This is a genomic window from Mesobacillus persicus, from assembly GCF_900109925.1.
Classification (GTDB): Bacteria; Bacillota; Bacilli; order Bacillales; family Cytobacillaceae; genus Mesobacillus_B; species Mesobacillus_B persicus.
Map to the genome: position 1 here is coordinate 176,527 of NZ_FOBW01000001.1, position 25,030 is coordinate 201,556.

Annotated in this window: 22 protein-coding genes and 1 riboswitch; of the genes, 16 read left to right on the top strand and 6 right to left on the bottom strand. The window is 39.1% G+C overall.

What is annotated here, in order from left to right; all coding sequences use genetic code 11:
- The 5 genes from BMX30_RS00850 to BMX30_RS00870 all read left to right on the top strand — a co-directional run bounded on the left by BMX30_RS00850 (position 1) and on the right by BMX30_RS00870 (position 4,623).
- The gene (locus tag BMX30_RS00850; RefSeq protein WP_090740268.1) at positions 1 to 1,458 is read left to right on the top strand and encodes a CoA-acylating methylmalonate-semialdehyde dehydrogenase; all 1,458 of its coding nucleotides are present in this window, start codon (positions 1 to 3) and stop codon (positions 1,456 to 1,458) included.
- A gap of 277 nt (positions 1,459 to 1,735) precedes the next feature.
- A complete protein-coding gene (locus BMX30_RS00855) occupies positions 1,736 to 2,602 on the top strand; it encodes a dimethylarginine dimethylaminohydrolase family protein (protein WP_090740270.1) in 867 nt (288 codons plus the stop codon).
- A gap of 197 nt (positions 2,603 to 2,799) precedes the next feature.
- Positions 2,800 to 3,390: a class I SAM-dependent methyltransferase gene (locus BMX30_RS00860; RefSeq protein WP_244532471.1), complete on the top strand. Its 591-nt coding sequence runs from the start codon at positions 2,800 to 2,802 to the stop codon at positions 3,388 to 3,390.
- 63 nt (positions 3,391 to 3,453) lie between these two features.
- Positions 3,454 to 4,227, top strand: a complete 774-nt coding sequence (locus BMX30_RS00865; protein ID WP_090740272.1) for a class I SAM-dependent methyltransferase — start codon at positions 3,454 to 3,456, stop codon at positions 4,225 to 4,227.
- A gap of 90 nt (positions 4,228 to 4,317) precedes the next feature.
- Positions 4,318 to 4,623 (top strand): hypothetical protein, encoded by a 306-nt coding sequence (locus BMX30_RS00870; protein ID WP_090740274.1) that lies wholly within the window; start codon positions 4,318 to 4,320, stop codon positions 4,621 to 4,623.
- A 94-nt stretch (positions 4,624 to 4,717) separates the two neighbouring features.
- Here the strand turns inward: BMX30_RS00870 and BMX30_RS00875 are convergent, their stop codons facing one another.
- Positions 4,718 to 5,878, bottom strand: a complete 1,161-nt coding sequence (locus BMX30_RS00875; protein ID WP_090740276.1) for a glycosyl hydrolase family 18 protein — start codon at positions 5,876 to 5,878, stop codon at positions 4,718 to 4,720.
- A gap of 239 nt (positions 5,879 to 6,117) precedes the next feature.
- Between BMX30_RS00875 and BMX30_RS00880 the strand changes: the two genes are divergently transcribed.
- The 7 genes from BMX30_RS00880 to BMX30_RS00910 all read left to right on the top strand — a co-directional run bounded on the left by BMX30_RS00880 (position 6,118) and on the right by BMX30_RS00910 (position 13,542).
- A complete protein-coding gene (locus tag BMX30_RS00880) occupies positions 6,118 to 6,972 on the top strand; it encodes a MurR/RpiR family transcriptional regulator (RefSeq protein ID WP_090740278.1) in 855 nt (284 codons plus the stop codon).
- 25 nt (positions 6,973 to 6,997) lie between these two features.
- Complete coding sequence (locus BMX30_RS00885; RefSeq protein WP_090740280.1) at positions 6,998 to 8,380, top strand: YjiH family protein; 1,383 nt, start codon at positions 6,998 to 7,000, stop codon at positions 8,378 to 8,380.
- Positions 8,381 to 8,408: 28 nt separating this feature from the next.
- Complete coding sequence (locus BMX30_RS00890) at positions 8,409 to 9,542, top strand: amidohydrolase (protein WP_090740282.1); 1,134 nt, start codon at positions 8,409 to 8,411, stop codon at positions 9,540 to 9,542.
- A 24-nt stretch (positions 9,543 to 9,566) separates the two neighbouring features.
- Positions 9,567 to 10,376 carry a GNAT family N-acetyltransferase gene (locus tag BMX30_RS00895; RefSeq protein WP_090740284.1) on the top strand — a complete coding sequence of 270 codons (810 nt, stop codon included), beginning with the start codon at positions 9,567 to 9,569 and terminating at the stop codon, positions 10,374 to 10,376.
- Positions 10,377 to 10,378: 2 nt separating this feature from the next.
- Positions 10,379 to 11,488, top strand: a complete 1,110-nt coding sequence (gene menC / locus BMX30_RS00900; protein ID WP_090740286.1) for an o-succinylbenzoate synthase — start codon at positions 10,379 to 10,381, stop codon at positions 11,486 to 11,488.
- Positions 11,489 to 11,694: 206 nt separating this feature from the next.
- Positions 11,695 to 12,588: an MBL fold metallo-hydrolase gene (locus tag BMX30_RS00905; RefSeq protein WP_090740288.1), complete on the top strand. Its 894-nt coding sequence runs from the start codon at positions 11,695 to 11,697 to the stop codon at positions 12,586 to 12,588.
- 108 nt (positions 12,589 to 12,696) lie between these two features.
- Entirely contained in the window at positions 12,697 to 13,542 is an 846-nt protein-coding gene (locus BMX30_RS00910) for an MBL fold metallo-hydrolase (RefSeq protein WP_090740291.1), read from the top strand.
- Positions 13,543 to 13,745: 203 nt separating this feature from the next.
- On the opposite strand, the gene BMX30_RS00915 is transcribed toward BMX30_RS00910, so the two are convergent.
- The gene (locus tag BMX30_RS00915) at positions 13,746 to 14,888 is read right to left on the bottom strand and encodes a DUF2515 domain-containing protein (protein WP_244532472.1); all 1,143 of its coding nucleotides are present in this window, start codon (positions 14,886 to 14,888) and stop codon (positions 13,746 to 13,748) included.
- Between the two features lie 80 nt (positions 14,889 to 14,968).
- Here BMX30_RS00915 and shc point away from each other — a divergent pair, with 80 nt between their 5' ends.
- Both shc and trpB read left to right on the top strand, forming a co-directional pair.
- Positions 14,969 to 16,855 (top strand): squalene--hopene cyclase, encoded by a 1,887-nt coding sequence (gene shc / locus BMX30_RS00920; RefSeq protein ID WP_090740295.1) that lies wholly within the window; start codon positions 14,969 to 14,971, stop codon positions 16,853 to 16,855.
- Between the two features lie 70 nt (positions 16,856 to 16,925).
- The gene (trpB, locus tag BMX30_RS00925) at positions 16,926 to 18,095 is read left to right on the top strand and encodes a tryptophan synthase subunit beta (protein WP_090740298.1); all 1,170 of its coding nucleotides are present in this window, start codon (positions 16,926 to 16,928) and stop codon (positions 18,093 to 18,095) included.
- A 53-nt stretch (positions 18,096 to 18,148) separates the two neighbouring features.
- On the opposite strand, the gene BMX30_RS00930 is transcribed toward trpB, so the two are convergent.
- From BMX30_RS00930 to BMX30_RS00940, 3 genes are all read right to left on the bottom strand, one after another.
- Complete coding sequence (locus BMX30_RS00930; RefSeq protein WP_090740300.1) at positions 18,149 to 18,625, bottom strand: YndM family protein; 477 nt, start codon at positions 18,623 to 18,625, stop codon at positions 18,149 to 18,151.
- 137 nt (positions 18,626 to 18,762) lie between these two features.
- Positions 18,763 to 20,199 (bottom strand): carbon starvation CstA family protein, encoded by a 1,437-nt coding sequence (locus BMX30_RS00935; RefSeq protein WP_090740302.1) that lies wholly within the window; start codon positions 20,197 to 20,199, stop codon positions 18,763 to 18,765.
- A gap of 310 nt (positions 20,200 to 20,509) precedes the next feature.
- On the bottom strand, positions 20,510 to 21,301 hold the full coding sequence (locus BMX30_RS00940) for a hypothetical protein (RefSeq protein WP_090740303.1): 792 nt from the start codon (positions 21,299 to 21,301) through the stop codon (positions 20,510 to 20,512).
- Between the two features lie 122 nt (positions 21,302 to 21,423).
- On the opposite strand from BMX30_RS00940, the gene pepF reads away from it, so the two are divergent.
- Positions 21,424 to 23,214, top strand: a complete 1,791-nt coding sequence (pepF, locus tag BMX30_RS00945; RefSeq protein ID WP_090740305.1) for an oligoendopeptidase F — start codon at positions 21,424 to 21,426, stop codon at positions 23,212 to 23,214.
- A 130-nt stretch (positions 23,215 to 23,344) separates the two neighbouring features.
- Here pepF and BMX30_RS23310 read toward each other — a convergent pair whose 3' ends face one another.
- Positions 23,345 to 23,482 (bottom strand): hypothetical protein, encoded by a 138-nt coding sequence (locus BMX30_RS23310; protein ID WP_170843749.1) that lies wholly within the window; start codon positions 23,480 to 23,482, stop codon positions 23,345 to 23,347.
- A gap of 133 nt (positions 23,483 to 23,615) precedes the next feature.
- A riboswitch (cyclic di-GMP riboswitch) is annotated at positions 23,616 to 23,701 on the bottom strand.
- A gap of 172 nt (positions 23,702 to 23,873) precedes the next feature.
- Between BMX30_RS23310 and BMX30_RS00950 the strand changes: the two genes are divergently transcribed.
- Positions 23,874 to 24,881 carry an NADP-dependent oxidoreductase gene (locus tag BMX30_RS00950; RefSeq protein WP_090740307.1) on the top strand — a complete coding sequence of 336 codons (1,008 nt, stop codon included), beginning with the start codon at positions 23,874 to 23,876 and terminating at the stop codon, positions 24,879 to 24,881.
- Positions 24,882 to 25,030 lie beyond the last annotated feature (149 nt).

The window sequence follows — 25,030 nt, forward strand, 5'->3', positions numbered from 1 at the left end:
ATGACAACAACATCAACTAAGCTATTAAAAAACTACATAAACGGGAAATGGGTGGAAGCGAAAACAGATAAAAGTCAGCTTGTTCCCAACCCAGCAACAGGAGAAGCACTTGCGGAAGTACCGATTTCTACAAAAGAAGATGTGGATGAAGCGGTAGCCTCAGCGAAAATAGCCTTTAAGACATGGAGCAAGACACCTGTTCCAAAACGCGCTAGAATACTGTTTAAATATCAACAGCTCTTGGTTGAACATTGGAATGAACTTGCGACATTAATTACCAAGGAAAACGGGAAAAGTTTTAATGAAGCCTATGGGGAGGTACAGCGGGGAATTGAGTGTGTCGAGTTTGCAGCAGGTGCACCAACGCTCATGATGGGTCGTCAACTTCCAGATATTGCAACAGACATGGAATCGGGGATGTATCGGTATCCTGTGGGAGTAATTGGCGGAATCACTCCGTTTAATTTCCCAATGATGGTTCCGTGTTGGATGTTTCCTCTAGCAATTGCGGTTGGAAACACGTTTGTATTAAAACCGTCAGAACGAACTCCGATTCTTGCAAATCGTTTAGCAGAGTTGTTTTCAGAGGCTGGACTTCCAGATGGCGTGTTTAATATTGTACACGGGGCTCATGATGTAGTGAATTCCCTACTTGAGCATAAAGATGTACCAGCGATTTCTTTCGTTGGATCTCAGCCTGTCGCAGAATATGTTTATAAAACGGGTGCGTCAAATGGTAAGAGGGTTCAAGCATTGGCTGGTGCCAAGAATCATTCGATTGTGATGCCTGATGCAGATTTGGATTCTGCTGTTAAAGAAATCATTGCGGCTTCATACGGGTCGGCAGGTGAGCGCTGCATGGCTTGTTCTGTTGTCGTAGCTGTTGGCAAGGTTGCGGAACCACTTTTAGAGAAATTACAAGAAAAAGCAGACGAAATTAAAATTGGGAATGGCCTTGAGGAAGGGGTCTTTTTAGGACCAGTCATTCGCCAAGAACATAAGGAACGAACAGCTAACTATATTGAAAGTGGAGAACAGCAAGGAGCGATTTTAGTTCGTGATGGCCGAAAAGACGCAAAGTTCACTGAAGATGGTTATTTTATCGGACCGACTATCTTCGATCAAGTAAACCCTTCAATGAAAATATGGAAGGAAGAGATCTTTGCTCCAGTATTATCGATTGTGCGTGCTAACACTTTAGAGGAAGCAATCGAGGTTGCAAACGAATCTGATTTCGGCAATGGTGCTTGTCTATTTACGCAAAACGGCAGTCATGTGCGTTATTTTAGAGAGAATATCGAAGCAGGTATGCTTGGGGTCAATATCGGCGTCCCAGCACCGATGGCGTTCTTCCCATTTTCCGGCTGGAAAAACTCATTTTATGGAGATCTTCATGCAAACGGACAGGATGGAGTTGAGTTTTACACAAAAAGAAAAATGCTAACGGCACGTTGGTAAACTGATATTGTTAAGGACCGGTTGATTCTTTCAGCGGGTCCTTGAATTTTTCATTAGGGATATTTTTTGATGGATTAAAGTTTATATCGCAGAAAAAACTTGTATTTACGAGAAAAGAGCTTGCCATAGAATTCAAACACTCAATAGCTTATCATACTAAAAAAAAGGCTTTAGGATTTTAACATCAATATTTACGAAAATAGCCTTTTATAATTATTTCCTACCATGAAGGGGCATATTACTACCAAAGTAATTTTAATAATGGGAGGGCTTGTACATGACAGTTCATTCAGAAATTGAGCATAAAACTGCATGTTTTACCGAATACGATACATTAAAAAGAGTGATTCTTTGTCAACCTCAATATATGACCATTCGAGATGTCATCAATGAAACGCAAAAAAAGTTTAAAGATGAAGGAATACATATCGCAACGGCTCTTGAACAACATGAAAACTTTGTCCGGACATTGAGGGAAAACAATGTCGAAGTGATTTTACTTCCTTATCATAAAAAATACCCTGAGCAAGTGTTTACTCGTGATATTGGCTTCACGCTAGGGGAAACTGTATTTGTTGCCGATATGGCTAGTGATGTTCGCCAAGGAGAAGAAAATGTTTTGCGGCAATGGTTAGAGGACGAAGGATTTTCTTATTATAATATTGTCGGCGATAACATCGAAGGCGGAGATGTCATTATCGATGGGAAAACCATTTATGTTGGGTTGAGCGATCGAACTAATCAAAAAGCCGTGGATCATATAAGTAAGGTTCTAGCAGGTTTCGATGTGAGGGCGATTCCATTTACGGAAACTTATCTTCACCTTGATTGTGTATTCAATGTTGTATCTCCTGAAGTAGCGTTAATCTTCCCTGAGGCTTTAACCGAGGAAGACATCAAATTTTTTGGGTCACGTTATGAGTTGATTGAAGTTTCAAAGGAAGAGCAATTCACACTTGGAACAAATGTTTTATCAATTGGAAACAAACGTATTTTGAGTTTACCTGTAAATAAAGGAGTAAATAAACAACTACGTGACCGGGGATTTGAGGTAATTGAAGTGGACATTACTGAAATTATTAAATCTGGTGGTTCGTTCCGTTGCTGTACATTGCCAATTTTGAGAGAAGGAAATGGAGCCTAATCTAAAATTTTCACTCTAAATAATGAGGACTTATGGACCTAATCAGAATGATTAGGTCTCTTTATTCTGAATGAAAATTTTGATCTGTTGTTTTAAATAGACGATGGTAGAGTTCACATTGGAAAGTATTATGGTAAAATTCAGATAGCTTCCCTTTGTATAAAATCGGTAATTGAAGACAGGTGGAGGGTACATAAGTGAGTAAGACATTTTCAGAATGGTATGATTTTTTTATGAAACCATTAGAACAGGGGAAATTTAAGCGAGTTCGAAGTGATTTGCTCAAAGAATCTAACGGAAAAGTTCTTGAGCTAGGTTCGGGTACAGGAATTAATTTCCCTTTTTATCATGGTGTTGAAGTGACCGCCATTGAACCGAGTGAATATATGCTCAATCGGTCATTGAAACGAAGGGAGCAAGCAAAGGTACCAATCGAACTGGTACAGTCCGGTGCAGAACTATTACCATTTGGTGACAATAGCTTTGACACAGTAGTTGCGACGTTGGTTTTTTGTACGATACCAGATGTTGATCAAGCGATGGGGGAAATGAAGAGGGTTTGTAAACCGGATGGCAAGATTCTCATGTTCGAACACGTAAAGATGGACCAACCATTTTTAGCTAAATTGCAGGAAAGGTTAACACCCTACTGGAAAAAGGTTTGTGATGGTTGTTGTTTAAACCGTGAGACAGACCTTCTTGTAAAAAAGTATGGTTTTAAGATAATTGAAACGAGAGAATTCTACAGGGGTTTATTTGTCACTATGGTCCTTAATAATGAAAAATAGGTTTAAGCTGCTAATTTCATCATAAGATTTATATAAGGTGAAAGAAGGAATTGGGGTGGAAACTTGAACGAAAAAAAACGCGTTATTCAACAATTTGGTAAACACGCAGCCAACTATGTAACAAGTAAAACACATGCTAAGGGGGAAGACCTACAGAAGGTCATTGAAATTGTCGCTACACAGGAGTCTTCTGGTGAGTTGTTAGACATTGCGACAGGAGGAGGTCATGTGGCCAACGCACTGGCCCCTTATTTTAAACAGGTAGTGGCACTCGATCTAACGCCTGAAATGCTTGAAAAAGCGAAGGGATTTATTGAATCAAACGGGATTAGAAATGCAGCATTTGTCCAAGGAGACGCTGAGAATTTACCATTTCCGGATGAATCAGTTGGAACGGTAACTTGCCGAATTGCTGCACATCATTTTGGAAACCCAGATAGTTTTCTCAATGAAGTAAACCGTGTGTTAAAAGATAAAGGCTTATTTATTTTCGTTGATAATGTCGCACCTGAAATTCAAGCGTTCGATGAATTTTATAACCAGGTAGAAAAGAAACGAGACCCCAGTCATGTACGTGCATATAAAAAGTCTGAATGGATTTCAAAGTTTGAAAGAACTGGTTTTTACGTTGAAGAACTGGTTACTTTTAAAAAGAAGTTCATCTTTGATACTTGGTGTCAAATGATGGATGTGAGTGAAGAGGAGAAACATGAATTAAATACGATGATGGGGTCTGCTCCACGAGAGTTAATAGATTATTTTTCTATCGTCGTTCATAACAATCAAGTGCAATCCTTTCAGGGACAATCTGTGTTAATGGCTGTGCGGAAAAGGTAAAAGGTTCGCAAAAATATCGATTTGTGTCATGAAACAACCACCCAAACATATAATGACAGAGGAATTTTATTTATGTGGGGGAACTAGTTGATGAAGGTGTTCATTTTATCGTTATTGACCATTCTTTTAGGTGTATTAATTTATCTCCATGTCACATTAAACACCGCAAAGACGGTTTCAACGCAACTAGAAAAGGAGTATGTCACTTATAAATATACGATTACAAAAGTTGATGAATCTGGATATCACGGGGAAGCCGATCATGGGCAGAGCATCTACATAAAAAAAGAGAATGTAAATGTCCGTGAGCCACTTGAAGAAAACGACCGAATTATCGTTTATTTTGATAAGGAAGAACGAAAAGATGGCTTAGTAAAGATAGAGTTGGAAGAGTAGGATTAAAGATAGCTAGAGGTATTTGTTAATCATGTAGCTCTAAAAACGAATAAAAAAACACGAATTCATTAACGGATTCGTGTTTTTTCATTGTTTAGTTTCGTGTATATAATTTTCGATTGCTGACCGCTTGTTCTTGTAACTTGGCAGAAATAGATGCGGTCAAACTGTGGGGGCCAAATGCATCATGACCGGCCTCCCAAATCATCATGCCACCGAAACCATGTTCTAAGGCTAAGGCTGTTTTCCGTTCCATCGTTTTGGTTCCATTGAAATGATAGGTTGTCCCATTTAAATTTATTTTGTCCTGGTCTGGACTTTTTGAACTGTGTTTGATAATCGTTGCATAAGATACTTGTTTTACATTAGGATCTTCAGGCTGAGCATAAAATGGGACTCCTAAGACGAGCTTTTCTTTATCTAGTTGATGGGTTTCAAATAAGTCTGTCCAATAGCTTACGATATTCTCAATGAAGGAATATGGTGCTAGGTTCGCGGCATTGTAGCCTCCATCCCATTGTCCATCATAGGCCATGATATTCACGTAATCCACGTATTGAAACATGGTTGGTTCATAAACAACAGATGTAATCTCTGTTCCGGCAACACTATGCACTTTAGCATTTACGGCAATGGTGAGTTCTTTCCCATTGGGTTTAAGTTGGTCACTTAACATTTGGATAAAAGTTGTAAGATTTTTTGCATCTTCTTTCGAACGTGGGTGTTCGAAGTCGATATCAATTCCATCTAGATTCTCGCGCTCTACGATATTAATAAGCTCATTCACTAGTTTCGTCCGCGATGAAGAGGATGCTAGTGCTGTTTTAAAATATTCATAGGATTCTCCACCTGAAATGTGGTACCAACCTCCAACTGCTAAAAGGACCTTCTTATCTTGTTTATGAGCAATTTTCACGGTTTCTTGTAGGTTTTTTAATGCGGTGTCCCCATTTAGTAAAAGGTCGCCATCTTTTGTTGGATGACCAAATGAAAAAACAACATGAGTTAAATGGGTCATATCTAATTGACCTGAATCACGAAAATCTTGGACATAACCTATAAGAACCTTTGATTGTGATTCTGGAAAGTTTGGTGTTTGTTTAGGATTTGGGTTTTTCCCTGATAAAGGAGTTTCTATTATAGTAGCTTGTGCCACCTTTTCATCCGATTGTTGCTTCGAAAAAAGTACTCCAGAAAGAAATCCTCCACCAAAAAGGAAGACGGCTACAAGAGCAAAAAGAAGTTTTACCTTCATATACTTATACCTCCTTTATACATGCTTAAAGATTGTACCAAAAAAACTACCACATATGGGATGGTAAGAAATAACAGGTGTCAGGCACCATCCAGTTTATTGGAAACTATCGCGGTATGAATGTATAAATATCATAAAAAATGATTTATTATGCAAATTTATCTTGCCAAGGAAGGATTTCATGCTTTATATTAGAAAAAGAAGTTTTTCCTTCATCATTTCTTGAAAGGAGATGGCAAATGGTTGAGAAACAATTGAATGAACTTATTAAAGAAAGTTTTCCATCTTTGTCTCCTGGACAGAAGAAAGTAGCTGAATTTATAAAAAGTCATATGGATGAAGGGGCACTACATACGGCTTATCAGATTGGAAAACGAGCTGGTGTGAGTGAAACGACAGTTATTCGGTTGGCTTATACACTTGGATTTACAGGCTTTTCAGACTTGCAGGAAAAGATTCGTAAAGATTGGTTAGAGGATAAACATTCTTATACAAAGGAAGTTTCAGCTACAGCTGAAACTTCAGACGAAAACCAACTTTTTGAGAGAGTGATTGAACATGAGAAGAGCATTTTACAGCAATTGCTCCAACAAATTAGGCCTGAGGAATTAAGCAAAACTATTGATTGCATTATTCGGGCTGACCGAGTGTATATTGGTGGATTTGGCAGTTCATATGCTGCGGCTTACTGGTTGTTTTATTCTTTAAGGCAATTCAGGGAAAATATCTATCTTTCTAGTCCAAACGGGTTTATGCCGGAAGAGGTAAGTGAACTATCCGAGCATTCGATTATGATGGTCTTTGCCTTTCCAAGATATCGAAAAGAAACTCTTAAGCTTGTAAACTTAGCAAAAAAACAAAAGGCGACTGTAGTGGCCATTACAAATAGACAATTATCTCCCGTGGGGCAATTAGCCGATATCACGTTAACAACAGAGGAGCATATTGAATCTAGTCATAATTCAATCGCCTCAGTAATCAGTCTCCTCGAGGTACTAATGGCTGGAATCCAAAAAGAAGATAAAGACAGAATTAGCAGAAGGCAGCAGAAGTTAGAACAACTATATGCCGACCAAGGCTTATTCATTGAATAATAAAATATACTAGAGGTGTTAGTTCATGAGCAGTTTTGCAAAAGTAAAAGTAGAGAAGAAAATCCAGGAGAGTGTTTCCGTTAGTGATTATTTAAAATTTATTATTCCTTCGTTAATAGGAATCTTATTATTTATTACCCCAATTAAAACCGAAGATGGGATTACGATTCCTGTAGCGTTTTTATCTAATCAAATCAACGCAGCAATTGGGGATTATATTCCTGCAATGGTAGTAGGTATTATGGCGATATCGGTGCTAGGCTCTGTTATTGCCGCTCTATTTAAACCGAGTTTTATCACTCAAAATAAAACAATGAATACATTATTTAATGTAAGTAAGTTCTGGGTAATTGCACGTTTACTAGGTACTATTTTTGCATTTATTACGTTATTCCAAATGGGTCCTGAAATGATCCATTCTGAAAATACTGGTAGCCTATTACTCTATGATTTGATCCCAATTTTATTTACAACGTTTTTATTAGCAGGAATACTATTACCACTTCTTTTAAACTTTGGATTGCTTGAATTTATTGGCGCTCTATTAATGAAAGTAATGAGACCTGTGTTTACATTGCCTGGGCGTTCTTCACTAGACTGCTTAGCTTCATGGGTTGGTGACGGAACCATTGGGGTACTGTTAACAGCTAAACAATATGAAGAAGGATATTATACGAAGCGAGAAGCTGCCGTTATCGCAACAACTTTCTCGGTTGTTTCGATAACGTTCTCGATTGTCATTCTTCAATATTTAAAATTAGAAGCCTATTTTGTTCCTTATTATTTAACGATTATTTTTGCTGGACTTGTTGCTGCAGTTATCATGCCAAGAATTGCGCCACTCTCGAAAAAGGGTGATGTAGCCTATGAAAAAACAGAATTAAAGGTAGAGGAAACAATCCCCGCAGGAGTTTCCCAGCTTCAATGGGGACTTAATAAAGCAGTAGACAAGGCGAAGAAAAATGACCGTCTTTCGAATGTTTTTAAAGAAGGTTTACAAAATGTAATGGATATGTGGTTAGGAGTTCTACCTATCGTTATGGCGATTGGTACAGTGGCATTAGTAATCGCCGAATTCACACCGTTCTTTACCATCCTCGGAAAACCTTTTGAACCAATTCTAACGCTGATGCAAGTTCCGGAAGCTGCTGAAGCTGCCCAAACGATGGTGATTGGTTTTGCTGATATGTTGTTACCAGCGATTATTGGTTCAGGAATTGAAAGTGAGTTAACGAGATTTGTCATTGCATGTGTATCTGTTACACAGCTTGTGTACTTATCTGAAATGGGTGGTTTACTGCTAGGCTCTAAGCTGCCAGTAAGTTTTAAAGACTTAGTACTAATTTTTATCCTGCGTACAGTGATTACTTTACCTATTGTTGTTACGATAGCTCACCTTATATTTTAAGACCTAAAAAACGGGAGGAGGAATTCGAATGGATCCAATTAAGTTTATTGAGGACAAACGCCAAGAAGTTTTAAAAATCTATCAAGAGTTGCATGCTCTTGCTGAACCGAGTTGGAAAGAAGAGAAAACCTCCCGTTATCTCTTTGAAAAACTCATTGATTCAGGGATGAAAGTAAAAACATTTCCAGGTCATTATGGCATTATCGCAGAAATAGCAGGGGAGCGACCTGAAGTGATCGCTCTCCGTGCCGATATGGATGCCCTCATACAGGAGGTAAACGGCCAAGTTCAGGCAAATCACTCTTGTGGTCATGATGCACATAGTACAATGGTGTTGATGACGGCCCTAGCTTTAAGTAAAACGAAGCCTAAACACACGATAAGGTTTCTTTTTCAGCCAGCAGAAGAAGTAGCTGGGGGCGCATTAAAAATGATGGAAGATGGAGCCCTCACCAACGTGAATTTTCTAGGAGGGGTTCATCTCCGCCCCTCCTTCGAAATCCCGTACGGGAAAGCGGCACCGATTATTTTACACGGTTCAACAACGACGCTCAAAGGAGTCATTCATGGAGTACAGGCCCATGCGGCAAGACCTGAAGAGGGGAATAATCCAATTGAAGCCGCATCGTTATTGATTCAGGCCATCAAACAGATACGATTATCAAATGTAGGTCGTTATTCTATTAAAATAACAGAGCTGCATGGGGGCACAGTCTCCAATGCGATCCCAGAAACAGCGCGGTTCACCTTTGACCTTCGTTCAGAGACAAATGAAGGAATGAAGGCCTTAATTGCTAAAACAGATCATATCGTTCGGCAGATTGCCCAATTAACAGAAACTAAAATTGATTTTAGCTTAGATGATGAGTTTTCACCAGCGGCCGTCGAACATCCGCAGGCGGTAGAATCTGCTGAATGCGCAATCTCAGCAATCCTTGGTAAAGAAAATGTCGTTCCTATATGTGTGTCACCGGGAGCAGAGGACTTTCACTTTTATACATTAAAGAACCCAAGTCTCTCAGCAACGATGATTGGCTTAGGCTGTGGTTTAGCACCTGGTTTGCATCACCCTAATATGAGCTTTGATCTGGAAGCATTGATATATGGGACAAAAATCCTAACAAAAATGATGTTGGAAGCCGACCAGCGAAACTGGGTGTAATCTTAGCGGAATGGAGGACTAAATATGAAACAACAGGTGAATTCAACTATTGAAATCCGAAACCTGCAGACCGTAAAGGAACTAGAAGAAGTCCGTAAGTTAGAAGCAAATGTTTGGAGTTTCGAAGATTCGGTACCAGTGAACCAAACCATTACGGTTGTTAAAAATGGTGGATTCATTTTGGGTGCCTTTTTACATAACGAATTAGTTGGTTTTCAGTATAGTTTTCCAGGGTATGACGGAAACAAAATCTATCTATGTTCTCATTCACTAGGTATTCACCCTAAATACAGGAAATTAGGGATTGGTGAGAAGTTAAAGTGGGCTCAGAGAGAATTAGCTTTAGAGAAAGGCTATGATCTCATCACTTGGACTTATGACCCACTTGAAACAGTTAACGGAAATCTGAATTTACATAAACTAGGAGCGGTTTGTTCGACCTATCTCGTTGATGCGTATGGGGAAATGGACGATGGGTTAAATTCTGGCCTTCCGACAGATCGATTCTTAGTGGAATGGCGGACGAAGGACGAGCCGCAAACGCCTAGGTTGAATGTGAATGACCGTACGCATGTGATGGAGTCAATCACTCATGGTAGCTTCTTACACCCAGGAGATATAGATCTCTCCTCGGACAATCAAATTTTATTTGTTCCTGTCCCAGGAAACTTTCAAGAGATGAAAAAACATGATTTTTCGCTAGCATTAGCTTGGAGAGAGGCTACCCGGATGATTTTTACTCATTATTTAGACCATGGTTGGTTTGTGACGAATTTGGTGAAAGATGAAAACAATCCGACTCAGTACTTGTATCAATTGGAAAAGAGGTTTTAGAGGTGGAACTGAAATCAATCACTTTAAGGCATATTAAAATGGACTTGCTGTATCCATTTACGACAAGCGTAGGTACTGAGTATGATAAGGATATTATTTTAGTAGAAGCGCTTGATAAAAATGGTTTATCAGGCTGGGGAGAATCGGTCTCAATTGTTCAGCCCATGTATAACGAAGAAACGGTTCATACCAATTGGCATATCATGAATGATTTTTTAATTCCCTTACTAGTAAATGAGCCGATTATTCACCCTGATGAAGTGATTAAGCGATTTGAATTCGTTCGTGGCAATTTTAATGCGAAAGCCGCAATTGAAGGAGCAGTTTGGGATTTATTTGCGAAACAACAGAATCTACCCTTAGCTAAGGCCTTGGGTGGTGTAAAGGATAAAATTGAAGTCGGCGTTAGTGTCGGAATTCAAGAATCGGAATCTAAATTGCTTCAGCAAATTGAAGGGTATCTGCGGGAAGGTTATAAGAGAATCAAGGTGAAAATCAAACCGGAGTGGGATATCAAAATCCTTAGGAGCATCCGAAAGCAATTTCCAGATATTCAGCTAATGGCAGACGCGAACTGTGCTTATACTCTAGATGATCTTGATCATCTCCGTCATCTAGATGAATTCAATTTAACCATGATTGAGCAGCCGTTGGCACATGACGATATTATTGACCATGCCAAGCTACAGGCAAAACTTGTAACACCGATTTGCCTTGATGAAAGCATCCATAGTGCCGAAGATGCCCGAAAGGCGATTGAATTAGGAAGCTGTAAAATCATCAATCTTAAAATCGGCCGGGTGGGCGGTTTAACAGAATCAAAGAAAATTCACGATATTTGTGAAAAACACAATATTCCGCTTTGGTGTGGCGGCATGCTTGAAGCTGGAATTGGAAGAGCCCATAATATTGCGATTACTTCTTTGGCTAACTTTACGTTCCCAGGTGATACGGCACCTTCTTCTCACTATTGGAAACGAGACATCATTGAACCAGAAGTTGAAATGAAGGACGGGTATATCGTGATTCCGGATAAACCAGGGATCGGCTATGAACCGAATTTACAGGTGATTGATGAGTTAACAATTAACCAGAAAACCATTCATTTTTAAATTTCTTAGTCTAAATTAGCGGGTACGTCAATACAAATTAAAAAAATGAAATTGTTACCAAATGCTTTGATGATGGATTGTTTATTGCCATTATTGAAGCATTTTTAATTTTCAGAGCACTTCGGTTGATGAAAGATATAATTGTGCTATAATGAATGAATATTCACTCATTTTTGTGAAACTTCTTTCATTACGAGGTGGTAAAAATGCAACGCATCGGTCCAATAATGATTATTGAGGGTCCTAATAATAGCAGCAAGGTGCCGTATTCCAGAAGTTTGTATATTGATTGCTCTGAGAAGGTGTTAATCGACTCTGGTGCAGATCCTGAGAGCTTATTAAAGCTTGATCAAGAGTATGGGATTGAGTTGATTGTAAATACTCACTATCATCCCGATCACACGACACATAATTATCTGTTTCCAAATGCAACGAAATTAATCAATCCAATCGAGTATGATACGGCTCAATCGATCGAAGGAATTGCACGAGCTAACGGTGTCTATCAGGAGTGGGGACCCAAGGGAGTTGAGGTATGGAAGAAAAATCTTCCGCCAAAATGGATGAAGAGCTTGGGGCAACTGTCTGGAACGTATGAATACGAGAAAGAGTATGATTTCGGTGGGGTAAAGGTTGAATTTTTACATACACCAGGACATACTAGTGGTCTTTCCTGTCCTTATTTCACTGAACTTGGTGTCGTCTTTGCTAGCGATTATGATATGACTTCTTTTGGCCCGTGGTATAACGGAACAGACGGTGACATTGATGATTTTATTCGTTCAGGGAAAAGGCTACTGGAGCTTGATGCAGATACCTATATAACTGGTCATCAAAAGGGTGTTTTTACAAAACAAGAATTTGAGCAAGCAATGGATACCTATCTCGCTATCATTGAGAAGCGGGATGAAAAAATTGAGTATTATGTCCGTCAGGGGCTGACATTTGATGAGCTCACGAGCATTGGGATTTTTTATCCAAAGAGGACATTAGAGAATGGAATCCTTAAGACATGGGAGCGGACAGGAATACGCAAGCATCTCGAGCGGTTGGGCCTAACTGTGCCTGATGACGGTAAAGTATATGTGAGTAGCAAATGAGAGAAGAAATAGCTTACATGCTATTTCTTCTTTATTTTGGATAAGGAAAAATAAATAGGCGAAAACTATTATAGGTTTCACACACATTCTTAATAAGGTGGTTTATTAATGGAAAAAAACATGTCTTATGGAAGTGATTATAAATACGTTCCTGCCACTTCAATAGGTAGTGGAATTGGGATTGAGGTTCTGCCTGACCTTTATTCTCATACAGTTCAAATTGTGAATATCTGTTTGGTAGGAGATCCTAATAAAAAAGATTTCGTATTGGTTGATGCAGGGATGCCTGAATCAGCTGATGAGATTATTTCCGCAACAGAAGAACGATTTGGTGCGAATACACCACCAAAAGCGATTATTCTAACACATGGACACTTTGATCATGTCGGAGCAATCGTTGAATTGGTCAAATATTGGAACGTGCCGGTGTATGCTCATGAATTAGAATTGCCTTATTTGACTGGGAAAAAGAAGTACCCAGAACCGGATGCAACAGTGGAAGGGGGCATGGTGGCGAAAATGTCTCCAATGTTTCCGAACGAGCCGGTACAGTTAGGGGATCATGTTCAGGCACTTCCTGCGGACGGTAGCGTGCCGGAAATGCCAGGGTTTAAATGGATTCACACTCCAGGCCATACGGTAGGACATATCTCGTTATTTAGGGAACAAGACCGGGCGTTGATTGCTGGAGATGCTTTTATTACTGTGAAACAAGAATATCTTCATAAGGTGCTGACGCAAGAACAGGAAATTAGCGGTCCGCCACGTTATCTGACGCCTGATTGGAAGGCAGCTAAGGAATCGGTACAAAAATTGGAGGCGCTTAAGCCATCCGTTGCTGTTACAGGGCATGGATTACCGATGGCCGGTGAGTTGTTGGCGACGAGCTTAGATAAACTTGCTCGTGAGTTCGATCAAATTGCAGTACCGGATTATGGGAAGTATTTGAATTAGGTTGAGTTGGAAGGGCAGATTTAGAGTCTGCCCTTTTTTGTTTCGTGGCATATAGCTATGGGGTTACCAATTCTGAGCTACGTCAATTTCTTCGGCTTCCAACCTCCCGATCCACTACTCATCTGTTTTCCTTACTGAATCTTCCTTATAATGGTAGCACACGTAACCGAATTTTTTTTCAAAAGAGTAACCATGGCAGGAGGTTAGTCGAAAATCGAAACTGCCTTATTAGCAATAGCAGCGAGCTCGAGGGTTTCAAGTGTGCGGCAGTATTCACTTTGTATCTCTCCATTTGCCGTTACATTGTCGTCTTTAAGGTAGTATACGACCTTCCAGTCATCGAACCAATCAGCAATCTCTGCCTCCTCATGTGTTTGGTCCTTCCAAGCTAGCTCCAACTTTGGACTATAAATGCGTGGAGAACCAGTTGTCAGCTTACAAGCGACAATTCTTGGTTTCCATTGTAAACTAGGAACCCCTTCATCCACATAATGGAAAAGGTGTGGCCAATAATCCATTCGCGAACCTGTGTGAGGGTGTTTAACAGCCCAGCTTTCAATTGCTTTCAAGCGTTCTTGATCACCAAAGAGAATCTTATACAAACGTTTCCCGATTAAAATTCGTTCGTGCATGCTTTCGAAGTGATGAACCGTATTTCCAACCAGCTTTGTTTTATCATCACTCGAATAAGGAAAGAGAATATGATTCATCGACAAAAGATCCTGGAGCTTAAATTCAAAAGTACTTAACACTTTCTCTTTATAAACTGGATTTTGGACTACTCTTGATTCGAGATAACTTTGCTCGTTAATTACTAGGGCTATCGTTACTAAAGAGGAGTCACGAATTTTCCAGAAATGATTCCAAACGGTTTCCATAAAGGTGGATACACGCAAATGAGGCAAGAGGTGAAAAAGGTTTTGAGATTGACCCAAGCTCTTTTTGTACAGCAATAATTGCGGAAAAGCATCTTGAAAAATAAGCCAGTTGCTACGTTCTAGAAAATAAAAGAAGGATTTTCTTTCTTTTAAGGTCATGAGCTTACTCAAAAACCCACCCTTTAAATCAGTCATATTATAGCCACCATTACGCGAGACCATATGAGCCATAAAAGACCAATGGATTTCTGGGTGTTCTTGATAAAAATCTAGGTAGGCTTTTGTCCTGGTGATATTATTTTTATTCAAAGTGTTTGTTTGCTCGTTGATTTCTTTAACAAGGTTTCGTTCTGTAGGTGTTAAAGTCGGGAGAAGACTAGGCTTTTTAATTTGTTTTTTTAACTCTTTTTTAATTTTTAAAAGAGAGGGCGAAAGTGATTTTGATTCATCTTTATTAAACAGAAACAATGGATTCACCTCTCTGATGAATGGTTCTTTTGTCCAATGAATATGTATGGATGAAGTCATTCTTACAGGAGTGGACGGTAATGACGGATAGACTAGTAGTGGAGGGAATGGAGCGAATAATTGAAACCTTAAAGCAGGATCAAGCTCCTAATGGCACCTGGAATTATCCATTTGAAACAGGAATTTCTACTGATAGTTATATGATCATTCTATTAAGGACATTAGAAAGTCATGATGAAAACTTGATAAAGCAGTTAACGGAACGCATCTTAAGCAAGCAACAGGACAACGGAGCATGGAAACTTTTTTATGATGAGGGAGCAGGCAATTTGACGGCAACCATCGATGCATACTATGCACTACTTTATTCTGGGTATTATCCTAAAAACGACAAGCGGTTACAGGCTGCAAAAAGATTCATCCTAGCTAACGGTGGCTTAGAGAAGGCACATATGTTCACAAAAATCATGCTTGCCGTGACAGGACAACATAAATGGCCTGTGTTCTTTCCAATTCCAATTGAAGTCATCTTAATTCCACCAACCTTTCCAATTAATTTCTATAGCTTTTCAGAATACGGAAGAGCAAACATGACTCCGATAATGATCCTTGCCAATCGGAAGTTTCATATCAAGACAAAGGAAAGTCCTGACATGACCGATTTATTTGTGAGCCGGGATAGAAATTTTTATCATACAAGGGAGGAAGAACAGTGGCGTTCTTTTTATAAGGATGTAAAGTCTTCCATAAAAAAAATCGTAGGTTTTCCACAGGAACTTCATCGACTGGCTATAAACGAAGCGAAACAATATATGCTTAACAGAATCGAACCGGACGGGACGTTTTATGGTTATTTTAGTTCAACCTTTTTAATGATCTTTGCACTCTTAGCTCTTGGGTATCCGAAAAATCATCCAACGATAACAAACGCTGTTAACGGCCTAAAATCTATGAGGACAGAACTAGATGGTCACCCCCATATCCAGTACACAACGGCAACCGTGTGGAATACATCCTTAATCAGTTATGCACTGCAGGAAGCAGGTGTATCCCCTAAGGATCCTATGATAAAACAAGCAAATGATTATTTGCTTCGCCGGCAACATGTTAAATACGGTGACTGGGTCGTTCATAATCCACATGCATTTCCAGGAGGATGGGGCTTTGCCGATGTTAACACCATTCACCCTGATGTAGATGATACAACCGCATCTTTAAGGTCTATTGCAAGTGAGGTTACCCTTCAACCAAATGTTCGCGGGGCTTGGGAGCGTGGAACTTTGTGGGTATTATCAATGCAGAATGATGATGGTGGGTGGCCAGCCTTTGAAAAAAATACTGATAGTAAGTTAATAAAGCTCTTGCCCGTTGAAAAAGCAGAGTATCTTTTAACTGATCCTTCTTCAGCAGATTTAACAGGCAGGACATTGGAATTTCTCGGTTCATCTACAAACCTCGTTAAAACTCATCCAGCAATAAGTGCCGGTATCGATTGGCTCATCCAAAACCAAGAGAAAGATGGTTCTTGGTATGGACGGTGGGGAATTTGCTATATTTATGGAACTTGGGCCGCTGTCACTGGATTAAGATCCGTTAGAGTTCGCTCAAATAATTCGACAATCAAAAAAGCGGTAAATTGGCTTGAAAGCATTCAAAACCCCGATGGAGGGTGGGGAGAATCGTGTAGGAGCGATTCAAATAATGAGTATGTGCCATTAAAAGCTAGTACATTAACACATACAGCTTGGGCGTTGGATGCTCTTATTTCGGTATCGGAAAAGCCAACCAGAGCAATTATCAAGGGGATAGAATTTTTAGTGAAAAACCTTGATAGAGAGGACTGGACGACAGACTATCCAAAAGGGCAGGGAATGGCTGGGAATTTTTATATTCATTATCATAGTTATCGATATATCTTTCCGTTGCTCACCCTCGCCCATTACCGAAACAAATTTATGGAAAATTAATCGAATATTTGTTAAATTTAAAGAGTAAAGGTTTACTGAAAAAATAGTTGAGAAGGAGTCGAGAAGAGAAATGACGAGTATGAGCACAGAGACGAAGGGCTTTTATGGAGAGTTTGGCGGGAGTTTTGTTCCTGAGAACCTTCAAGAAGTAATGGATATCTTAGAAGAACAATTTTTAAAGTATAAAGATGATCCCGAATTTCAGGAAGAATTTAAGTTTTATTTAAAAGAATATGTAGGCCGCGAGAATCCGCTTACCTATGCTGAAAATTTAACAACTCAACTTGGCGGGGCAAAAATTTACTTAAAACGAGAAGATTTAAACCATACAGGTTCGCATAAAATTAATAATGTGCTAGGTCAAATTTTATTAGCAAAACGCATGGGTGCAAAACGCGTGATTGCAGAAACCGGTGCGGGCCAGCATGGAGTTGCAACGGCTACCGTTTGTGCAATGTTCGGGATGGAATGTATAATCTACATGGGGAAACTAGACACCGAACGCCAAGCGCTAAACGTGTTTCGGATGGAATTACTAGGTGCGAAGGTCGTTGCGGTAGAAGCGGGACAAGGGCGTTTGAAAGATGCTGTTGATGCGGCGCTTGGAGATTTAGTAGAAAACTACCAAAACACCTTTTACCTGCTAGGTTCAGCTGTCGGTCCTCATCCATATCCTGAGATGGTCAAACACTTTCAATCGGTTATAAGTGAAGAATCTAAACGGCAGATTCTAGAAAAAGAAGGGAAGTTGCCTACCGCTGTCCTTGCTTGTACAGGGGGAGGAAGCAATGCAATTGGTTCATTCGCTCATTATATTGATGAACCAGGCGTTCGGTTAATCGGTGTCGAGCCTGCTGAAGCCGCGACAATGGCCGAAGGTGTTCCTGCTGTGATCCATGGTTTCAAATGTTTGACATTACTAGATGAACAAGGTCAACCAAAACCTACCTACTCGATTGCAGCCGGTTTAGATTATCCAGGCGTTGGACCTGAACATAGTCAGCTGAAAGTTAGTGGGCGTGCGGAGTACGTAACCGCTAGTGGCCAAGAGGCATTAGACGCTTTTCAGTTACTGTCCAAGACAGAAGGGATCATCCCTGCGCTTGAAAGTTCTCATGCTGTTGCTCACGCGGTAAAACTGGCTAAAGAACTTACAAAAGATGATATCATTATCATCAATGTGTCTGGCCGTGGGGATAAAGATGTTGAACAAGTATTTAAGATGTTAAATCAGAAATAATTTGAAAGCAGCCGTCCTAAAGACAGGCTGCTTTTTACTTACAAAAGTGAAAGTTACTTTTGTTTTTCTTCGTTATTATTCCCCTCAGGACTTCTCACATCGGGTTTGACAGGAGCGAATTCCTCTGCATTCTCAGCTGAGTATTGTAAACGAGGCAATTCCCCACGATTATTAATCGTACTGTCCCCATCGACAATATTTTTCTTAAGGTATTGGTGAAAGAAAAATTCAAAAAGCGTAACTCCAATAGCTGCAACCAATGAGATTCCAAATGTACTCACGCCAACAGTCATATTGAGCGTTAGCAACCAAAGGAGAGCAAAGGATAAACCGAAATCAGCAATGGTCGCTGTAACATTGTTTGTTCTCGGCAGAATCAGCATATCCCCTAGTAAATAAGAAGCAACACCAAGTACTAAAGATATGACAAAGATATTCGTAAATGCCATTCCAAAGAACAAACCGAGAACGACATATAAAAGAACAAGGCACGCAATAAATTTTATTGCAATCGCTGTTAAATGCTTCATGCTGCAAAACCTCCTATGTACAATATTTTGTTTGATTTCCTGATTTATTATTCAAGGGGGATATGTAGATTGTCATGAGCAAAAAAATAAAAAAAAGACGGGGGGACCCCCGTCTTATAAAACAAATAAAATTAAGTTTAGGCAGCTTTAGTTGTAAGGTTGTTTTTAGAAATGCGCCGGTATTTTATGATTTGAATCATATAAAGAATCGCAATAAAGGTTGTTAGAATCGCACCGATGACAAGTGATGAGTTATAAGCTAACTGGAAACCTTCAGGTGCGTAAAAAATATAGGTCGTAACAACCCCAGTCATAAACAATGCTGGTATTCCGGAAATCCAGTGGAACTTTCCATACTTTAGTAAGTAAGCTGTCCCAGTCCATAACATCGTAGTGGCGACTACCTGGTTTGTCCAGCCAACATATCTCCAAAGGAAAGTATAATCAATCGTGGATAGAAAAAATGTTGGTACTCCTACGGCAACTGTTACAAAGAAAACTTTCCATCTTCCATCCATATTTATAACAGAAGATAACATGTCTGTAAGCATCATTCGTGAAGACCTTAGTGCAGTGTCGCCTGTGGTGATAGGCAGGATGATTACCCCTAAAATCGCTAACACTCCGCCTAGTGTACCTAGTAAAGTTTGAGAAATTTCATTAACTGCACCTGCCGGTCCACCAGCGGCTAATGCCTCCTGCAAGCCTCCGGTACCTCCAAAAAAGGTCATTCCAGCGGCTGCCCATACCATAGCGATAATTCCCTCACCAATCATTGCTCCAAAAAATACTTTCCGACCTTCTGATTCTTTTTTTAAGGTACGCGCTACGATTGGACTTTGTGTTGAATGGAAACCTGAGATGGCACCACAAGAGATTGTCACCATTAATAACGGCCAAATTGGGAGTTCTCCTGGATGAAGGTTTTCAAGTGTTAAGTTAGGGATTGGCTTCCCGCTGAACAATAATGCAATGGCAATCGAAATAGCCATAAAGATAAGAATTGCCCCAAAAACAGGATAAATTTTGCCGATAATTTTATTTACTGGTAAAACAGCCGCGATAATAAAGTAGAGAAAAACCAGAACCAGTGATCCAATAAAACTTAGAGATGTTAAACTTGAGATTAATTGAGCTGGTCCTGCTGTAAAAGCCGCAGCTACTAGTACCATTAAGATCAATGAAATCACATTAATAAATTTTTTCACATGTTTTCCAAGATAACGACCTACAAGGCCGGGGAACTGCTCGCCATTATGTCTCAAAGACATCATTCCTGAGAAATAATCATGTACAGCTCCAGCAAAGATACAGCCGATGACAATCCAAATAAAAGCAACTGGGCCATAAAGGGCACCTGCAATCGCTCCAAAAATTGGACCGAGTCCTGCTATATTTAGGAGTTGGATTAAACTTCCTTTCCACCAACTCATTGGAACATAATCAAGACCATCTGATTTAGTAAAAGCTGGTGTAGGATTTGTATCATTGATGCCAAAAATACGCTCAACTACTTTTGAATAAATAAAGTAACCAGCTACCAATAAAAGAATTGAACCTAAAAAAGTAACCATTTGAATCCCCCTGAGACGAAAATATATTATCTGAAATTTTAGACTTGAGGATATTTTACTGTTTTAGAATAATAAAATCAATGTATTTTCTGAAAAAAAAATGAGTTCAAAAAATTAAAGCGTTTACAAATATTTATCATCTCTTTTTGAATTGATATCGGATTTATTAAAGGGGGTTAATATTATGGCCGAGTTTATGGTGCGACAAAGAACACAGCTAGCTTAATGAATAATATTGCTTTATATAAAATTGGATAATATTAAAGCTTTTCTATATAACGAAAAAAAGAGCTAGAAAGAATGATTCTTTCTAGCTCTTTTTAAGTTTTGATGGATTGTTTATTTTATATTGAACAGGTTCACTGATGATAAACTCTTCGTCAACGTCTTTGCCCTTGGCCAATTTCTTTTTAACAATTTTTCCGTCAAATTCAATGATTTCACCAGGGGCTAATTCAAACTTTTTTAGTGTTTTCGAGTGAGCACACCAGGCAAGACCAACATCTATTTGCTCGTCTTGGTGGATGATGACTTTATCTAAAATAACGACTTCATCATTTTCTTCGTTAAAATGATTCCAAGTTAAAGCGAATTGCCTTACAACTGCTGTAAAATGAACTTTCTCCTCGGGGAGAACTAGTTTAGCTGACTTGTCCTTTTTTACTTCTGCACTCTTTTTACTCGTTTTCGGTGCTTTACTCTCTTTGGTATTCGTTTTCTTCTCCGGCTCTTTCACATTTACTGGAACCGTTGGTTTCTCGGAACTTGGAGCTGCCGAATTGGAAATCACTGCTTTACCAAAGTTTGACGATTGCATTTCCTTTAAATAGGCAGGGTGAATACAACTGAGGTTGCCATCTTGAAATTCGATAATAACCGTATTGAAATCATCTGTTTCACCGTATACTATGTATCCTCTGATAGACACTAAACGTTGATGATCTTTGTCCTTATACCAGAACTGTTCCTTCCCTGCAGATAAACCCCATTCTTTTACTTTTTCAGCATAATGGTCTGCATCTGTGAATGTTTCGTAATTGCCTACTGGAGGAATATAATGTGTACGACTTGAATCTTCGATATGTGGTAAAGTGACTGCCATGGTTCCACATCCTTTCTTTCTACACCATTGTAACCAATTAATCTTTTGATTTGAAGGTTTTAGGACACCTCCATTAGAATATACTCATGAATAAACCATCTTGTAAACAAAGGAGTGTTTAAATGACGACTTTTAAAAACCGAACGGAAGTACCAGAGCAAGAAAAATGGAATTTGGCTGATATTTATTCCGATCTTGCACAGTGGGAAGAAGACTACCGTCAAATTAAAATAATGGGCGAGTCCTTGAAGCAATATGATGGCGGTATTCACGACGGTTCAAGTTTGTATCATTATTTAAAGCTTAGAGAAGAGCTATCTTTTTTATTTGGAAAGGTTTTTGCGTATGCCATGTTGAAGGTGGATGAAGACACGAGGGTAACAGGTTCACAATCTTATCTTGACCGAGCGAGGCAGTTAAGTGTAAAAGTTAGCTCATCAACATCTTTCTTCATGCCTTTTTTATTAAGTTTATCCGAAGAAACATTAAAAGAATACATAGCCTCTGAGGAGGGATTAAAGTATTTCGAAGAAGACTTAATGGAATCGTTTCGTTATAAATCACATGTCTTGAGTAAAGAACAAGAAAGTATATTGTCTCAATTAGGAGAGGCTCTTTCCGTTCCAAGTCAGGCGTTTGGGATGATTAATAATGCGGATATAAAATTCGGTGAGGTCACAGGGGAAGATGGAGAGAAAATTGAACTCACAAGAGGGATGTACTCTAAGTTAATAGAAGATGAAGATCGAGAAACGCGACAAGAAGCTTATAAGGCTTATTATCAACCTTATCTTGGAATGAAAAATACAATTGCGACCACACTTTCGAGCGCAATAAAAAATAATGTGACGACAGCGCGACTTCGTCAGTATCCATCTGCATTAGAGAAGGGGCTTTTTGGAGATAAGGTTCCTCGGGAGGTTTATGAAAACCTAATTCAGACAACGAAAAAGCATATTGCACCTATGCATCAATATACGAGGATTCGTAAGAAAAAACTCGGACTTCAAGAACTGCGTCAGTATGATTTGAGTGTCCCACTAGTTAGTGGCGTGAAGCAGGTAATCTCCTATGATGAGGCTTTTGAAACAATGTGTGATGCATTAGCACCACTGGGCAATGAGTATATTGAAATCCTAATGACCTTTAAAAAGGAGCGTTACTTAGATGTTCGCGAAACTCCGGGGAAACGTTCAGGAGCTTATAATCTAGGCGTATATGGGGTGCATCCTTATATCCTATTAAATCATCAAGATGATTTGGACAGTTTATTTACTCTGACACATGAATGCGGACATGGGGTTCATAGCTGGTTAAGCTCTAAACACCAGCCTCAGATTACCGCCCATTACAGCATTTTTGTTGCAGAAGTAGCTTCGACTGTAAATGAAGTCCTATTGATTCAGTATTTATTGAAGAAAGAAAATGATTCTCAAGTAAGAAAGCACTTACTTAATCATTTTATCGATCAATTTAAAGGGACCTTTTTTACGCAGGTAATGTTTGCTGAGTTTGAGAAAAAGACACATGAATTGGCAGAAGCTGGGGCGCCATTAAATGTTGAAGTGTTTAATAAAATTTATGAGGAATTGTTTAGGGAATACAATGGTGACGAAATCGTACTAGATGAGGAGGTAAAATACGGATGGTCTAGAATCCCTCATTTTTATAGGCCATTTTATGTCTATAAATATGCTACCGGCTTTGCTGCTGCTATCCACATTGCAACAAAGCTTCTTGAAGGGGATGAGAACACGTTAAGTAATTATCTGGATTTCTTGAAAAGTGGAAGCTCAGATTATCCATTGGAATTATTGAAAAAGACTGGTGTGGACTTAACTACTCCAGAACCGATTGAAAATGCGCTAAAGAAATTCACCGAATTAGTTGAAGCGTTTTCGGAAGAAATATAAAGGTAAACGATAATAAAAACGATGTTCGTTAATCGAACATCATCTAAGAAACATTTAAGGGTGCGTTATGAAAATAAAAATGGGAAAGGAGTAGTAGTCTCCTTTCCCATTTATTTGTCCTTATAATCGATTAAACATCAATCGCTTTTCCTATAATTTGGATGTCACGATAGATTTGCTCTTTCATTTTTGGATCCTTACAATTTTTGTAATCTGTAAATAATTGACCAAGCTTCTCAATTAGGCTTAAAATTTCCAAATTACTCATCGTTACCTCCTCATTTAAGGGAAAGCATAAGGATGCACCGTCACTTACCAATTAGATTCACTTGTCACGCATGATGCCTTTTTTGCAATAAAAAATGACTACTCGAAAAACCGATTAGTCACTTCCCATCTTAATCGGTAGCTGGCTGGCGTGGTATCTTATACTTTAGCCCCTATAGCTTTGCGTCTCCATTTTTCAATGGATTTGCCTTTATCAATATTGTTTTTAACTTATAGTTAAATTTATTTTATCATAAACCTTTTGTTTTGACCACTAATAAAAAACTATCTTTATGGTGTTATCCTTTTTTGAGAGGGATTTCAAACTTTAAACAGAATAGGTAATAGGTGAAGTCCAATAAATTGTGAAGGGTATGGAGGGATTCTATATTATGTCGAATAGGAAAATTTTATTAGCAAGTAGGCCGGTCGGAATGCCTGATGAAAGTAATTTTAATACAATCGATACTGATATTCCTGAGATAAAGGATGGAGAAGTACTGGTTCGATCCGTTTATATATCAGTTGACCCTTATATGCGTGGTCGGATGTCGGATGCAAAGTCTTATGCTGAACCATATAAAGTCGGAGAACCTATCATCGGGGGAATTGTCGGACAAGTAATGGCTTCAAAGAATACTCGGTTCGAAGTGAATAGCTACGTTGAAGGCCGGATGGAATGGGCGGAATACAATGTATCCAACGGCAGCAATATCCGTAGACTTAAGCCAGAGTTGGCACCGGTCTCAACCGCTCTACATGTGCTTGGAATGCCGGGCTTAACTGCCTATTTCGGATTACTGCACATCGGTCAGCCGAAAGAAGGAGAAACTGTGGTAATTTCAGGGGCATCAGGTGCTGTTGGGACGATTGTTGGACAAATTGCGAAACTGAAAGGATGTAGGGTAGTAGGGATTGCAGGTTCAGCTGAAAAATGTGAATTTTTAACTAACGAGCTTGGCTTTGATGCGGCAATAAATTATAAAACTACTGCTAATCTCTTCGAAGCATTAAAGGATGCTTGTCCAAATGGAGTCGATATTTATTTTGATAACGTTGGTGGAAGTGTTACAGATAATGTCATGAAACTAATAAACTTTCAATCTAGAATCATTATTTGCGGACAAATTTCGCAATACAATCTAGATAAACCAGAAATGGGTCCTAGAGTGATGGATAAATTGCTGAAAACCAGTTCTCTCATGAAAGGATTTATCGTTTCAGACTTCGCTGAACATAACAAGGAAGGTTTAGTTAATTTAACAAAATGGGTTCAGGAAGGAAAAATTACCTATCGGGAAAACATAGTTGAAGGCTTTGAAAATACAATTGATGCCTTTTTGGGACTATTCCGTGGGGAGAATATCGGCAAGCAATTAGTCAAAGTAGCAGATGAATAATAAATAAGAAAAAGTGAATCAAGGAAAGTCTAATAGAGTTTGACTCATTTTTCTACTAAAAAAGGTTCTTCACAGTTGTGGAGGCCTTTTTATATTGCCTTTCCTAACCATAAGGTTTTCAGAAGAAAAGAGGATATTGACAGTATTTG